This window comes from Pseudomonas sp. GV085 (assembly GCF_003050925.1).
Classification (GTDB): Bacteria; Pseudomonadota; Gammaproteobacteria; order Pseudomonadales; family Pseudomonadaceae; genus Aquipseudomonas.
In genome coordinates this window covers 132,561-146,527 of the sequence record NZ_QAOV01000001.1, presented here as the reverse complement: position 1 = coordinate 146,527, position 13,967 = coordinate 132,561, and the positions used below count along the sequence as shown (strand labels likewise).

The window sequence follows — 13,967 nt, the reverse complement described above, 5'->3', positions numbered from 1 at the left end:
GTAATCCCCCCGGATTTTTGTGGGGGGTTTGGGGGGGCCACTGGCCCTTGACTGTTGGTTCAAACAAGGAGAGACCGGGATGGTTTTTTCATCCAACGTGTTCCTGTTTTTGTTCTTGCCGATCTTCCTCGGCTTGTACTACCTGAGCGGGCAACGCTATCGCAATCTGCTGCTGCTGATTGCCAGTTACGTGTTCTACGCCTGGTGGCGTGTGGACTTCCTCGCGCTGTTCGCCGGCGTCACGCTGTGGAACTACTGGATCGGCCTGAAAGTCGGTGCCGCCGGGGTCAGGACCAAACCGGCACAGCGCTGGCTGCTGCTCGGCGTGGCCGTCGACCTGTGCATCCTCGGCTACTTCAAGTACGCCAACTTCGGCGTCGACAGCATCAACGCGATGATGACGTCGGTGGGTCTTTCGCCGTTCATCCTGACCCACGTGCTGCTGCCGATCGGGATCTCGTTCTACGTCTTCGAGTCCATCAGCTACATCATCGACGTCTACCGTGGCGATACCCCGGCGACCCGCAACCTGATCGACTTCGCGGCGTTCGTGGCGATCTTCCCGCACTTGATCGCCGGCCCCGTGTTGCGTTTCCGTGACCTGGCCGACCAGTTCAACAACCGCACCCACACCCTCGACAAGTTCTCCGAGGGCTGCACGCGGTTCATGCAGGGTTTCATCAAGAAAGTCTTCATCGCCGATACCCTGGCGGTGGTGGCCGACCACTGTTTCGCCCTGCAAAACCCGACCACGGGCGATGCCTGGCTCGGCGCGCTGGCGTACACCGCGCAGCTGTATTTCGACTTCTCCGGTTACAGCGACATGGCCATCGGCCTGGGCCTGATGATGGGTTTTCGCTTCATGGAAAACTTCAAGCAGCCTTACGTCAGCCAGTCGATCACCGAGTTCTGGCGGCGCTGGCACATCAGCCTGTCGACCTGGCTGCGTGACTACCTGTACATCACCCTCGGCGGTAACCGCAAAGGCACGCTGATGACCTATCGCAATCTGTTCCTGACCATGCTGCTCGGCGGTCTGTGGCACGGCGCGAACATCACCTACATCGTCTGGGGTGCGTGGCACGGCATGTGGCTGGCGATTGAAAAAGCCATCGGCCTGAATACTTCTCCACGCAGCTTCAATCCGATCCGCTGGGTGATGACCTTCCTGTTGGTGGTGATGGGCTGGGTGATCTTCCGCGCAGAAAACCTGCACGTCGCCGGGCGCATGTACGGCGCGATGTTCAGCTTCGGCGACTGGTCGCTGTCGGAACTCAACCAGGCCAGCCTCACCGGCCTGCAAGTGGCAACGCTGATCGTGGCTTACGTGACCCTGGCGTTCTTCGGCCTGCGCGACTTCTACACCAATCAGCCACCGGCCAAGACCAAGCCTGCAGTGAACGTCGACGCCGACGGCCCGGCCGCTGCGACACCGGGAACGATCAAGGCCGTGCCTGGGGATAACCCGGCAAACATCCACCAGCCTGGCTACACCGTCGGCGTCGAAGCCCAGGTGCAACCGGCCTACTGGACCGCTGACTGGTCGCGCTACGTGATGCGTGCGCTGGTGCTGCTGCTGTTCATCGCCTCGATTCTCAAACTCTCGGCGCAAAGCTTCTCGCCGTTCCTTTACTTCCAGTTCTGAGGGATCTGACCATGACCCGCTCATTACGCATCTTCTACATCGCGCTGTTCCTGGTGACCCTGCTGGTGCTCGGTCTGTGGTCGGTGCGCAGCTTCTTCGGCTTCAGCACCAACGCCGATGCGACGGTGCTCAACGGTCGCTGGACCAAGGCCGTGGAAACCCACTACGACGACGAGTTCCCGATCAAGCGCCTGGGCACCAACCTCTGGGCCGCGCTGGATTTCAAGCTGTTCAACGAAGGTCGTCCGGGCGTGGTGCTCGGTCGCGACCAGTGGTTGTACAGCGATGAAGAATTCCACCCGGTGGTCAACGAAGAGTTGAACCTGCAAGGCAACTACGCGCTGGTCGAAGGCGTGCGCCAGACCCTGAAAGAGAAAGGCGTGCAACTGGTAATGGCGGTGGTGCCGGCCAAAGTGCGCCTGTACCCGGAACACCTCGGTGAGGTGAAGCCGGCGAGCATCCACGCCAACCTCTACAAGGATTTCCACCAACGCCTGGCCGCCGACCGGATTCCAGCCCCTGACCTGCTCGGCCCGCTGCAACAGGCCAAACAGGATGGCCAGCAAGTGTTCCTGCGCACCGACACCCACTGGACGCCGCAAGGTGCCGAGATCGCTGCCAACCGTCTGGCCAAGACCATTGCCGACAAGTACCCGCTGAGCGGCGAGCCGCAGCGTTTCGTTACTGAACCGGCGGAGACCATCACCCACAAGGGTGACCTGCGTCTGTTCCTGCCACTGGACCCGCTGTTCGAAAACCTGATGCCCAAGGAAGAACCCTTGCAGAAGCGCAATACGGTCGCGGCTGAAGATCAGCCCGCTGGCGACGACGCGCTGTTCGCCAACACCGAAGTGCCGGTAGCCCTGATCGGCACCAGCTACAGCGCCAACCCCAACTGGAACTTCGTCGGTGCGCTCAAGCAGGCGCTGCACAGCGACGTGGTCAATTACGCCGAAGACGGCCACGGCCCGATTCTGCCGATGCTCAGCTACTTGAAAAGCGATGCCTTCAAGAACAGCCCGCCACAGGTGCTGATCTGGGAGTTCCCTGAACGATATCTGCCTGTGAACAACGAAATCGGCGACGCCGACCCGCAGTGGGTCGCAGAGCTTAAACAAGCCGGCGCGCGCCAACAAAACGTAGCCATCACCAACAAATCCGAGACGCCCGACCGGGCGCAAAACTGAAAGAGAGGTACACCATGACTTTCACTACAACTCCGCGTCGTCTCGCCAAACGCTTTGCCCTGGTTGCCGGCCTCAGTGTGCTGTCGGTACAGGCTTTCGCCGGTGGCGACGCTGCCCTGTACGGCCCGACCGCACCGAAAGGCTCGACCTTCGTGCGTATCTACAACGCCAGCAACGCCGAAGTCAGCGCCACCGTCGGCAGCACCAACCTGAGCGACGTCGCGCCGCTGTCGAGCAGTGACTTCAGCTTCATGCCGGGCGGCGACTACAGCGCCAAGGTCGGTAGCCAGACCCTGCCGGTGAAACTGGCCGGCGACCACTATTACACCCTGGTCAACAACGCCAGCGGCGCACCACAACTGATCGAGGAACCGCCGTTCAAGAACAAGCAGAAGTCCCTGGTACGCATGCAAAACCTCAGCGACAAGGCGCTGACCCTGAAGACCGCCGATGGCAAGACCGACGTGGTCCCGAACGTGGCAGCCAAAGGCCGTGGCGAGCGTGAAATCAACCCGGTGAAGGTCAGCCTGGCGCTGTATGACGGCACCACCAAAGTCGGCGACGTGAAACCGGTCGCCCTGGAACGCGGTGAAGCCGCGGTGCTGTACGTCACCGGCAGCGGCAGCAGCCTGTCGCCGGTCTGGGTCAAACGCCCGGTGTCGACGCGCTAATACATTTTTCAGGCTGACCAAGACCCTGTAGGAGCGAGCTTGCTCGCGATGAACTCAAGGGCACCGCGTTGCTTCTGGTGCCCAACATCATCGTTAGCCTCCATCGCGAGCAAGCTCGCTCCTACAAAGGCCAGCCGGACACGGAACAAAAACAAGAGTGAAACGACAGAACTTTCGTGGCTCTAACCAATCGATATTCAAGGAGTAACAACATGATTCCGGTGATCTTGTCAGGTGGTAGTGGCTCACGTCTTTGGCCGCTTTCCCGCAAACAATTCCCTAAGCAGTTCCTGGCCCTGACCGGCGAACACACCCTGTTCCAGCAAACCCTGGAACGCCTGGTGTTCGAAGGCATGGATTCGCCAATCGTGGTCTGCAACAAGGACCACCGTTTCATCGTCAACGAGCAGCTGGCCGCCCGCAAGCTGGAATCCCAGCGCATCCTGATGGAACCGTTCGGTCGCAACACTGCGCCGGCCGTGGCCCTGACCGCGATGATGCTGGTCAGTGAAGGTCGCGACGAGCTGATGCTGGTATTGCCGGCCGACCACGTGCTGGAAGACCAGAAAGCCTTGCAACGCGCCCTGGCCCTGGCCACCGTCGCCGCCGAAAACGGTGAAATGGTGCTGTTCGGCGTACCGGCCACCAAACCGGAAACCGGTTATGGCTACATCAAGTCGACCAACGACTCGCTGCTGCCTGAAGGCGTCAGCCGCGTCTCGCACTTCGTCGAAAAACCCGACGTGAAGCGCGCCACCGAGTTCGTCCAGTCCGGCGGTTACTTCTGGAACAGCGGCATGTTCCTGTTCCGCGCCAGCCGTTTCCTCGAAGAGCTGAAAAAGCACGATCCGGACATCTACGACACCTGCCTGCTGACCCTGGAACGCAGCCAGCAGGATGCCGACACCATCACTTTCGACGAAGCTACCTTCGCCTGCTGCCCGGACAACTCCATCGACTACTCGGTGATGGAAAAAACCCAACGCGCCTGCGTCGTGCCGCTGACCGCTGGCTGGAGCGATGTCGGCTGCTGGTCGTCGCTGTGGGAAGTCAATAAAAAAGACGCCAACGGCAACGTCACCAAAGGCGACGTGGTGATCCAGGACAGCAAAAACTGCATGATCCACGGCAACGGCAAACTGGTGTCGGTGATCGGCCTGGAAAACATCGTCGTGGTGGAAACCAAGGACGCCATGATGATCGCCCACAAGGACAAGGTCCAAGGCGTGAAACAGATGGTCAACACCCTCAACGAACAGGGCCGCAGCGAAACCCAGAACCACTGCGAGGTCTACCGTCCGTGGGGCTCCTACGACTCGGTGGACATGGGCGGGCGCTTCCAGGTCAAGCACATCTCGGTCAAACCGGGCGCGTGCCTGTCGCTGCAGATGCACCACCACCGCGCCGAACACTGGATCGTCGTCAGCGGCACCGCCGAGGTGACCTGTGACGAGAACGTGTTCCTGCTGACCGAGAACCAGTCGACCTATATTCCGATCGCTTCGGTGCATCGCCTGCGTAACCCGGGGAAGATTCCACTCGAGATTATCGAAGTGCAATCGGGCAGCTACCTGGGCGAAGACGATATCGAGCGGTTTGAGGATATCTATGGTCGGTCCAACCCGATTGAGCGTGGCGTGGCGGTGAAAACCATCGCGCAGTGATTGATCTGTAATACAGATGCCCCCGTCCAGCCTGCTGCGGTTTCTATCCGCAGTGGGTTGGAGCGAGGGCTTCTTGTTTTCTCAGATCAAAAAAATTAACGTTTTATCAGTAGGTTGAACTTTTTAAGCGTCTCGTCTTTCTTTCTAATGTATGAGTTGATTGTATATTGAGCGATCTCATATGGATGTGCCTCCATATCCACGGGATAGACCTTATTATCTCTTTCAGAATAAAGAAAGTTGTGATCTTGCGGATCCTGGTGATATTGATCATTTTTTTCCATTTTTTTAAATGCATCCAGCAACGCATTTTCGGCTTTAATCGGCAAAGAGCCTTTTGGAATATTATCGAGGGGCATACCATCTAATTTTATCATTCGAAGATAAACCTGACGCTCTTCAATAACTGCCTTTGCAGATCCAGCACCGTAATAAGCGTTAAACATATCCCGTTCATACTGGACAGACCCAGGAACTTCGGTAAGATTATTGAAGCGATAGAATTTCTTGTAAACATATCGTGCATCGCGACTCTCGTAAATCGCTCCTTCACCACCTCCCGCTATCGGATCACGACCCCCAATATCTGCCAAAACAGAAATGGAGCTTCCGCTATTCGCCCCGTTCGCCAGTTGCAGCTGCCCCATTGCATCTGCAAGAGGCTTGACTAGTGCTCCGGCACTCTCAAGTTCACTCACAGATACCTGTGAATGAAGCGACTCCGCAATGAGTGGCTCTACCGTTGATGGAAGCGTGTTTTCCGTTGTTAATGATAGAGGATTATTTAAATATGGCCGTTCGTCGGCGGAATCATTACCTGACTGGCGCCTGAGCATCCGCCCATCAACATCATCATAAGTCACCGGATTATTTTCCACCATTCTAAACAAATTCAATCCATCGACAGTTCCCGCAGGATCAGAATTACACCACCGCTGTAACCACGGCACGTAATACCTGAACCCGTAGTAATAAAGCCCAGTCGCATCCTGCTCTTTCCCCGAATAACGCGCCGTCTTGTAACTGACCTGCACCGCCGCCCCGTTCGACCACGCCGTACCGCCAAACGGGTAATACCGCTCCTGGGTGATGACGTTGGCATCCTGATCCAGTTCCAGCATGCTGGAGCCCAGATGATCCGTCAGGCTGTAGCGCTGCTGGTTGTTGGTAATGTCCGTCGGTGGCGCTGTTTCCCAATGCAATACCCGCACACTGCCGCGCCCGGTCGGGACCACGATGACTTGCAGATGCTCGCCCGTACCGCTATGGGTGCGGATTTCCAGACCTGGTAGGTAACGGGTTTCGATCACATTGGTTTGGGCGTTGGTTTGCAGCGAGCGCACTTTGCGCACGCGCATGCTATCGGCGCCATAGAAATAAAGTTCGCAGTCATCAAGACCTGAGTCGCGTTCTACCGGTCGCACTTCACACAACTGATTACGCACATCCCAGATCAGCGTTTGCCCCGCCTGTAACTTCAACAGGTTGCCGTTGGCGTCGAAGCCGCTTCGGAAATCCTCTTCGTCCGGCTCTATGCCATCGCGCACCGGCAGGTAGCGGTTGCTGTGGGCAGCGGCGACCAACCGGTGGCCCGGATTTTGCGGACCGATATGGGTCAGTTCGAGCAGGTTGTTGCCGGCATCGTAGCGGTAGGTCTGACGGTAAGTGCCCACCGCAGCAGGATCAGTGGTGGATGAAGAGGGCCTTTGACTCACAGCACCAGCCTCCCAGCCGGTGGCTTCGATCAACTGGTAAAGGCTGTCGTAACGGTAACGGTTGATCGACTCGATACGCCGATTGGCGAAGTAGCGGATCGGAAGCGCGGCATCCTCGATGCTCAGCACGTTGCCCACCGGGTCGTAGGCATAGCACAAATCCTGCAACGAATCACGCTGGCCAAGACGGGATGCCAGGCGTTTCAAATGCCCATCCTCGGCTGTGTATTCGAGGGCGGTGACCACACCATTGCCAGCGACTTCTTTCTCGATCTGGCCGTGGGCGTTGTACTGAATGGCACTGACCAGGGTCTTCGGCGTGGTGTCGTTCGCCAGTTGCAAGCGAACCTCAAGTAACTGCCCGCCAATGGTCTGGCTGAAGAACTGCCGGTTGTCTTTGGCATCGGTTTGACGGGAGACCTCGCCCAATGCATTGAAGTGCAAATGGGTGAGAGCACCCTCGCCCGGTTCCAGCAGCAACTCGCGATCCGCTATCAACTCGGGCCAGTCTGGCAGCGACAACGCTTGCAGAAAATGCCTCGTCTGCTCCAGTACCGCGGCGTGCAAGCCGAACTCGGTAAACCGCTGCGTGCCCACCGGATCATCATGGCGAATCAATTGGCCGCATTGGTTGTGCTCGGCAAAAGTCGGTCCGCTCACGCCGTAACTCAAGCGCTCCGCGCAAAGCGCTTCGCCGTCCATCGCCTGTTCGAACACCGACTCTGGGCGCAGCTGAGTGTCGTATTGCAGCCAGCGCTGCGAACCCCGACCATCCCAGTGATGGAGCGGTTGCTGCGCCTCACCCAACAGCACCACATGCCACCCGGCATCGACGCTGTCCGTACTTAACACCGCGCCGGACAGGGCATAATTCGTTTGCAGATTGGCCGGTGCCGAAGCATCCAGAAACAGCCGCGGGTCCCACTGTGCAATCGCTCGCCCCGCCCCATCATGAACTGTGCGGTTGACCCGTGCCTGAGGGGGTACGCCGTCGATGTCACGCCAGTAACCCACAGCGCGGACCGGCAACCCCCGAGGGTCACTTGCCGTCAGGCTCGGGGTGTGGCGATGGATTGCAAGGGTTGCTGGCACGGTAGCCGCTCCGGAATCACTCCCCCTCATCTAAGCCTGTCGAGCAAGTGCCTGGCTACTGTCAGAAATTACAGGCCAGACAGATGGTCATCAGTTCGTCAAATACACATTCTTGTCATCTGTGCACCCGCGGAAAGTTCTACTGGAGATTATTGAGTGCGCATTTCAACTTATATCCATCTACTTATAAATTTTCGGCGCTATTAAATTAGACTTACCAGACCTTATAGATTTCACTCCCCCAGACTCCTCGATTAAAGCCACAGTAGCCGCCGCGAAAGAGTCGGCATTAGCATACGCGACATCGCTAAAATTCAAGCTTCCACCAGCGCTGGTAATTAAATCATTAAGCGCCGGCAACCGACTATCCGCACTGGGGCGCCCGACAGCCAAATCAAAGAGAGGCGCGTGGTTCTTTCCTTCCAAAATCTTCTTGTACACATAGTCTTCAGTACCTAAAGCCACATGTGAAAACTCGTGAATCATCGTTAACACCAGATCAACTACCCCCCTGAGATCCTTTACAACTTTCCAGTTTTTCTCATTCACCCGCAAAAACTTTTTATTTCGCTCAGCCTTATACTGCGTTTTCTTTTCTTTTAATTGTTCGGCGAGCTCTTTTTTATTATCAGCGAAATTTCTTAGCGTGCGGCCAACGCTATCAGTGTAAATTTTGAACTCTGAATACTCTTTTCCATCAACCATTGCGACGGCCTTCTTATACATTCCGCCTTCATAATCATCACCAATCAATTCCAGATTACGATGTATTTTAGTACTTTTCGCAACATCTATGACTTTTAATAAATCAGCAGACCACCGAGCAATACGCTGAGGACTGGCATCATTGAAATATTTAATCATCACATTCTGAATCGCAACAGAGCCACCATTCCTTAGAACCTCAACTGCTGCTTCGGCATAATTTATTGATTCTTTTCGTGCGTTTTCAACCTCATTTTTAACCCCAAACAAAAAAGGTTTCAAACCATCAATATCTATCCTATTAACTGGATTATTAGTCACCATTACATACAGATTAATACCATCAACTTCACCGGCAGGATCTGGATTCAACCACCGCTGCCAGGCCGCCATGTAGTATCTGAACCCATAGTAATAAAGCCCCGTAGCATCCTGCTCCTTCCCTGAATAACGCACTGTTCTGTAACTCGCTTCTGCCTCCCCGCGGCCGCCAAACCACGCGGTGGTGCCATACGGGTGATAACGCTCCTGGCTGATCACTTCACCGTCATCATCGAGTTCCAGGGTGCGGGAACCCAAGTGATCGTTCAGTTGGTAGCGGTATTGATCATTGGCGCTGTCCTTCGGTGGCGCCGATTCCCAATGCAACACCCGCACAGTGCTGCGCCCGGTCTGCACGCTGATCACCTGCAACACTTCGCCCGTGCCGTTATAATTGCGCAGTTCCAGGTTCGGCAAATAACGGGTTTCAGCGATCAGTGTCCGGGCATGGGTGAGCGTTTCGCGGACTTTGCGCAGGCGCATGCCGTCGGCGCCGTAGACGTAGCGTTCGCGGTCATTGAGACCCGAGTCGCGCTCCACTGGCCGTACTTCACTCAACTGGTTGCGCAGATCCCATGCCAAGGCCTGCCCCAGTTGCAGGTTGAGCAGGTTACCGTTGCGGTCGAAGCCATGGCGGAAGTCGTCCTCACCGGGTTCTATCCCTTCCAGCACCGGCAGGCAACGGTTGCTGTGCGCCGCCGCGACCAGTCGATGGCCATGACTTTGCGGACCTTCGTGGGTTAGCTCCAGCAGATTGCTGCCCGTATCGTAGTGATAGGTCTGGCGGTAGTTCGCGCGGGGCGCGGGGTCATCGAAAGCCGAAAACTGTGGGCCTTTATTGGCGCCGCCCGCCTCCCAGCCCGTGGCTTCGATCAGTTGCGAGAGACTGTCGTACCCATAACGATTGACCGGTTCGATACGCTGGTTGGCGAAGTAGCGAATCGGCTGCGCGGCATCCTCGATGCTCAGCACATTGCCCACCGGGTCGTAGGTGTAGCGCAGGTCTTGCAAGGCTTCGTTGCCACGTAGCGCCTGGAGGCGGATCAGGCGCCCATTCTGCGCGTCGTATTCCTGCGTGGTGATCACGCCGTTGCCGACGACTTCCCGTTCGGTCTGGCCAGGGGCATTGTAGGCGATGGCGCTGACCAGCGTTTTCGGAGTGGATGCGCCGTTGAGTTGCAGACGAACCGCGCGCAACTGGCCGTCGAGGGTCTGACTGAATAACTGGCGGTGGCCTTTCGCATCGGTTTGATGGGAGACCTCGCCCATTGCGTTGAAGTGCGAATGGGTGATGGCACTCTCGCCCGGTTCCAGCAGCAACTCACGCTCCGCTACCGGCTCCGGCCAATCAGGCAGCGACAACGCTTGCAGAAAATGCCGCGTCTGCTCCAGTACCGTGCCGTGCAAGCCGAACTCGGTAAACTGCTGCGTGCCCGCCGGGTCATCATGGCGAATCAATTGGCCGCACTGGTTGCGCTCGGCAAAAGTCGGTCCGCTCGCGCCGTAACTCAAACGCTCCGCGCAAAGCGCTTCGCCGTCCATCGCCTGTTCGAACACCGATTCCGGGCGCATCTGAGCGTCGTATCGCAGCCAGCGCTGCGAACCCCGGCCATCCCAGGAGTGAACCGCTTGCCCCGCCTCACCCAACAGCGCCACACGCCACCCGGCATCGACGCTGTCCGTACTCAATGCCGCGCCGGACAGGGCATAATTCGTTTGCAGATTGGCCGGTGCCGAAGCATCCAGAAACAGCCGCGGGTCCCACTGCGTAATCGCTCGCCCCGCCCCATCATGAACCGTGCGGTTGACCCGTGCCTGAGGGGGCACGTCGTCGATGTCACGCCAGTAACCCACCGCGCGCACCGCCAGCCCCCTAGGATCAATCGCGATCAAAGTCGGCGTGTGGCGGTGGATTGAAAGGGTCGCTGGCACAGTAGCCGCTCCTGAAGCACTGGCCTCAACTAAACCCGCCGCTCAGACACCTGCCTACTGTCAGAAATTACAGATCAGACGGACGGCCTAAAAGCCATGACCTCGTCCCGCCCATCGCCAACTCCACCTGCGCTTAGGTAGGATGAGCCTCTCTATTCCCGAGATTTACGTCATGTTCATCGGCGTCCTTCTGGTCATCACCTGGCTAATCCTGTTGCTGCGCTACCCGGCCAAGGCCTTGCCCGTTTCCATGGCTGCCGCCGCGGGGCTGGGCATCGTCGCCACCTGGGTCATCTGGATGGACCACCGCGAACTCAAGCAGCTGCAACGCCTGGAGTTGCGCATCAGCTACGCCCCGCAGCAATGTCCCGCCGATCGGCCACTGCAATTGACCCTGAACAACGGCAATGACGTGCCGCTAACCGAGCTGCGCTGGCGAGTCGCGGCTTATGCACCGGGCGATACGGTGAACCTGGCCGACAACCAATACACCGCCCCACGCTATCGTGGCCCCGGCGAATTGCAGGCCGGTGGCAACTGGGAAGACTGTTTGCCGCTGCCGCCACTGCGCCCTGGCTACCGTCCGGAAACCCTGGAGTTTCGCGCCGAGCGATTGCAGGGTAGTTTTTCCGACTGATCCTTCCCCATTTTTTTTGCACAAGGAATGCGCCATGCCCGTTGCGTTGATTACCGGTTGCTCCAGCGGCATCGGCCGTGCCCTTGCCGATGCGTTCAAGGGCGCCGGCTATGAAGTCTGGGCCAGTGCGCGCAAGGCCGAAGATGTCGCCATGCTGAGCGCTGCCGGATTTACCGCCGTGCAACTTGACGTAAACGACGGTGTTGCCCTTGAGCAGTTGAGCGACCGCATCAACCAGGAGCGCGGTGGTCTCGACGTGCTGATCAACAACGCGGGTTATGGCGCCATGGGACCACTGCTCGATGGCGGCGTACCGGCCATGCAACGCCAGTTCGAAACCAATGTGTTCGCTGTCGTCGGCGTCACCCGCGCGATGTTTCCTGTGCTACGCCGGAGCAAAGGATTGGTCGTGAATATCGGCAGCGTTTCGGGTGTGCTGGTCACGCCATTCGCCGGCGCCTACTGCGCGTCGAAAGCCGCCGTGCATGCCTTGAGCGATGCCTTGCGCATGGAACTGGCGCCGTTCGGCGTGCGGGTGATGGAAGTCCAGCCGGGGGCCATCGCTTCCAGTTTCGCCAAGAATGCCGGGCAAGAAGCCGAGCAACTGATCAGTGAGCAATCGCCATGGTTCCCGCTGCGTGAAGGCATTCGCGCCCGGGCCAGGGCTTCCCAGGACAAACCGACGCCGGCCAGTGAATTCGCTGTCGGGTTGCTCAAGGCTGTGCAACAGGACAAGCCACCGCGACTGATTCGCCTCGGCAATGGCAGTCGTGCGTTGCCGCTGATGGCAAGTCTGTTGCCCAAGGGGTTGCTCGAATCCGGGCTGATGAAGCGGTTCGGGTTGCGTGGGCAGCTCTGAGACCGATTCGGTCGAGCGCGACCCCGACCCATCGCGAGCAGGCTCACTCCTACATTGAAATGCGTTTCCCTGTAGGAGTGAGCCTGCTCGCGAAGGCGTCAGAACAGACACCACAGAATTTCAGGAAACAACATGACCGACTACACCGAATACTTCGACGAAGTGATCCAGGCCCACGTGACCATCGAACAATGGCTGGCCGAAGAGCGGGACGCGTCCGAGCTCGAAAAGCTGCTGGCCCGTTTTTCGCCACAGTTCTCCATGGTCTCGCCGCTCGGTCGGGTGCTGGATTTTGACGCGCTGAACGAATTGTTCACGTTGGCGGGCGGCAAGAAACTCGGGTTCCGCATCGAGCTCAGTGAGTTGCGTGGTATTGCGTTGTACGACGGCGGCGCGACCGTGAGTTACCGCGAACAACAAACCGATGCGACCGGACTGCACTCGGATCGTCGCTCCACGGTGGTGTTCGAGAAGGTAGATGACAGGATTCTTTGGCGGCATTTGCAGGAAACTTTCTGCTGAAACCGAGGGCGATCAACTGTAGGAGCGAGCTCGCTCGCGATGGACGTCAACGATAACGCGGACATTCGGGTAAGCCTGCGTCGCTCTCCGGTTTTTCGCGAGCGAGCTCGCTCCTACAAGGGTTAAGCACCATCACCTTGCTTCACCACCACCGTACACGTAATCCCCGCTGCCAACACCACACCCTCCGGCACTTCATCGATGTGAATGCGCACCGGCACCCGTTGCGCCAGGCGCACCCAGTTGAAGGTCGGATTGACGTCGGCGATCAACTCGCGGCTCTCCGGGTTGTCGCGGTCGTAGATACCGCGCGAGATGCTTTCCACATGGCCCTTGAGCACTTCGCCGCTCATCAGTTGCATGTCGGCCTTATCACCCACGTGCACATGGGGCAGCTTGGTTTCTTCGAAGAAGCCGTAGACCCAGAACGAGTTCATGTCGACCACAGCCATTTTTGCCTCACCGATGCGTGCGTAGTCGCCGCGATGCACGTTGAGGTTGGTGACGTAGCCGTCCACTGCAGCGCGCACTTCAGTGCGTTTGAGATTGAGTTCGGCGGCTTCCAGTTGCGCCTGAGCCTGCTGGTAATCGGCCAGGGCCGAGTCGGCGAGATTACTGGCATCGTCACGGTTTTCCCGGGAGATCACCAGATTGTCCATATCGGCTCGACGGTGGGCGTTGACCTTGCGCATCTCCCAGGTCGCCTTGCGCGATGCCACCAGGCTTTGCGCCTGCTTGACTGCAAGGCGGTAGTGTTCGGGGTCGATCTGCATCAGCAAATCGCCCTTCTTCACCAGTTGGTTGTCACGCACCGGCACGTCTACCACTTCACCGGTGACGTCGGCGGCGACATTGATGATATCGGCGCGCACGCGGCCGTCGCGGGTCCATGGCGTGTTCATGTAGTGCTCCCACAAGGAGTGGCCGACCCACAGCGCGAGGGCCAGCACCAACAGGGTCGCGAGCAGGCTGAAAAACTTTTTCATCGGGGCATTCTTCAGAGATAGAGAGTCAGTG

General features: G+C 58.1%; 10 protein-coding genes. 7 read left to right on the top strand and 3 right to left on the bottom strand.

The window, feature by feature from the left end:
- Window positions 1-79: 79 nt before the first annotated feature.
- From C8K63_RS00690 to C8K63_RS00675, 4 genes are all read left to right on the top strand, one after another.
- Window positions 80-1,645, top strand: coding sequence for an MBOAT family protein (locus tag C8K63_RS00690; RefSeq protein ID WP_108214942.1), 1,566 nt, complete (start codon window positions 80-82; stop codon window positions 1,643-1,645).
- A gap of 11 nt (window positions 1,646-1,656) precedes the next feature.
- Window positions 1,657-2,832: an alginate O-acetyltransferase gene (locus C8K63_RS00685; protein ID WP_108214941.1), complete on the top strand. Its 1,176-nt coding sequence runs from the start codon at window positions 1,657-1,659 to the stop codon at window positions 2,830-2,832.
- Between the two features lie 14 nt (window positions 2,833-2,846).
- Entirely contained in the window at window positions 2,847-3,503 is a 657-nt protein-coding gene (locus tag C8K63_RS00680; RefSeq protein WP_108214940.1) for an alginate O-acetyltransferase AlgF, read from the top strand.
- A gap of 212 nt (window positions 3,504-3,715) precedes the next feature.
- Window positions 3,716-5,167: a mannose-1-phosphate guanylyltransferase/mannose-6-phosphate isomerase gene (locus C8K63_RS00675; protein ID WP_108214939.1), complete on the top strand. Its 1,452-nt coding sequence runs from the start codon at window positions 3,716-3,718 to the stop codon at window positions 5,165-5,167.
- Between the two features lie 95 nt (window positions 5,168-5,262).
- On the opposite strand, the gene C8K63_RS00670 is transcribed toward C8K63_RS00675, so the two are convergent.
- Both C8K63_RS00670 and C8K63_RS00665 read right to left on the bottom strand, forming a co-directional pair.
- Window positions 5,263-7,974, bottom strand: a complete 2,712-nt coding sequence (locus tag C8K63_RS00670; RefSeq protein WP_256594874.1) for an RHS repeat domain-containing protein — start codon at window positions 7,972-7,974, stop codon at window positions 5,263-5,265.
- 180 nt (window positions 7,975-8,154) lie between these two features.
- Window positions 8,155-10,932, bottom strand: a complete 2,778-nt coding sequence (locus tag C8K63_RS00665; RefSeq protein ID WP_256594873.1) for an RHS repeat domain-containing protein — start codon at window positions 10,930-10,932, stop codon at window positions 8,155-8,157.
- Window positions 10,933-11,104: 172 nt separating this feature from the next.
- Between C8K63_RS00665 and C8K63_RS00660 the strand changes: the two genes are divergently transcribed.
- The 3 genes from C8K63_RS00660 to C8K63_RS00650 all read left to right on the top strand — a co-directional run bounded on the left by C8K63_RS00660 (window position 11,105) and on the right by C8K63_RS00650 (window position 12,950).
- Window positions 11,105-11,569 (top strand): multidrug transporter, encoded by a 465-nt coding sequence (locus C8K63_RS00660; protein ID WP_108214937.1) that lies wholly within the window; start codon window positions 11,105-11,107, stop codon window positions 11,567-11,569.
- A gap of 34 nt (window positions 11,570-11,603) precedes the next feature.
- Complete coding sequence (locus tag C8K63_RS00655; RefSeq protein WP_108214936.1) at window positions 11,604-12,428, top strand: SDR family oxidoreductase; 825 nt, start codon at window positions 11,604-11,606, stop codon at window positions 12,426-12,428.
- Window positions 12,429-12,560: 132 nt separating this feature from the next.
- Window positions 12,561-12,950, top strand: coding sequence for a DUF4440 domain-containing protein (locus C8K63_RS00650; RefSeq protein WP_108214935.1), 390 nt, complete (start codon window positions 12,561-12,563; stop codon window positions 12,948-12,950).
- A gap of 122 nt (window positions 12,951-13,072) precedes the next feature.
- Here the strand turns inward: C8K63_RS00650 and C8K63_RS00645 are convergent, their stop codons facing one another.
- Window positions 13,073-13,936 (bottom strand): HlyD family secretion protein, encoded by an 864-nt coding sequence (locus tag C8K63_RS00645; protein WP_108214934.1) that lies wholly within the window; start codon window positions 13,934-13,936, stop codon window positions 13,073-13,075.
- Window positions 13,937-13,967 lie beyond the last annotated feature (31 nt).

Bases quoted from the DNA above. Each gene is read 5' to 3' on its own strand.
- C8K63_RS00690 (WP_108214942.1), top strand. From the start codon at position 80: ATGGTTTTTTCATCCAACGTGTTCCTGTTTTTGTTCTTGCCGATCTTC.
- C8K63_RS00680 (WP_108214940.1), top strand. From the start codon at position 2,847: ATGACTTTCACTACAACTCCGCGTCGTCTCGCCAAACGCTTTGCCCTG.
- C8K63_RS00655 (WP_108214936.1), top strand. From the start codon at position 11,604: ATGCCCGTTGCGTTGATTACCGGTTGCTCCAGCGGCATCGGCCGTGCC.
- C8K63_RS00675 (WP_108214939.1), top strand. From the start codon at position 3,716: ATGATTCCGGTGATCTTGTCAGGTGGTAGTGGCTCACGTCTTTGGCCG.
- C8K63_RS00645 (WP_108214934.1), bottom strand. From the start codon at position 13,936: ATGAAAAAGTTTTTCAGCCTGCTCGCGACCCTGTTGGTGCTGGCCCTC.
- C8K63_RS00685 (WP_108214941.1), top strand. From the start codon at position 1,657: ATGACCCGCTCATTACGCATCTTCTACATCGCGCTGTTCCTGGTGACC.
- C8K63_RS00660 (WP_108214937.1), top strand. From the start codon at position 11,105: ATGTTCATCGGCGTCCTTCTGGTCATCACCTGGCTAATCCTGTTGCTG.
- C8K63_RS00650 (WP_108214935.1), top strand. From the start codon at position 12,561: ATGACCGACTACACCGAATACTTCGACGAAGTGATCCAGGCCCACGTG.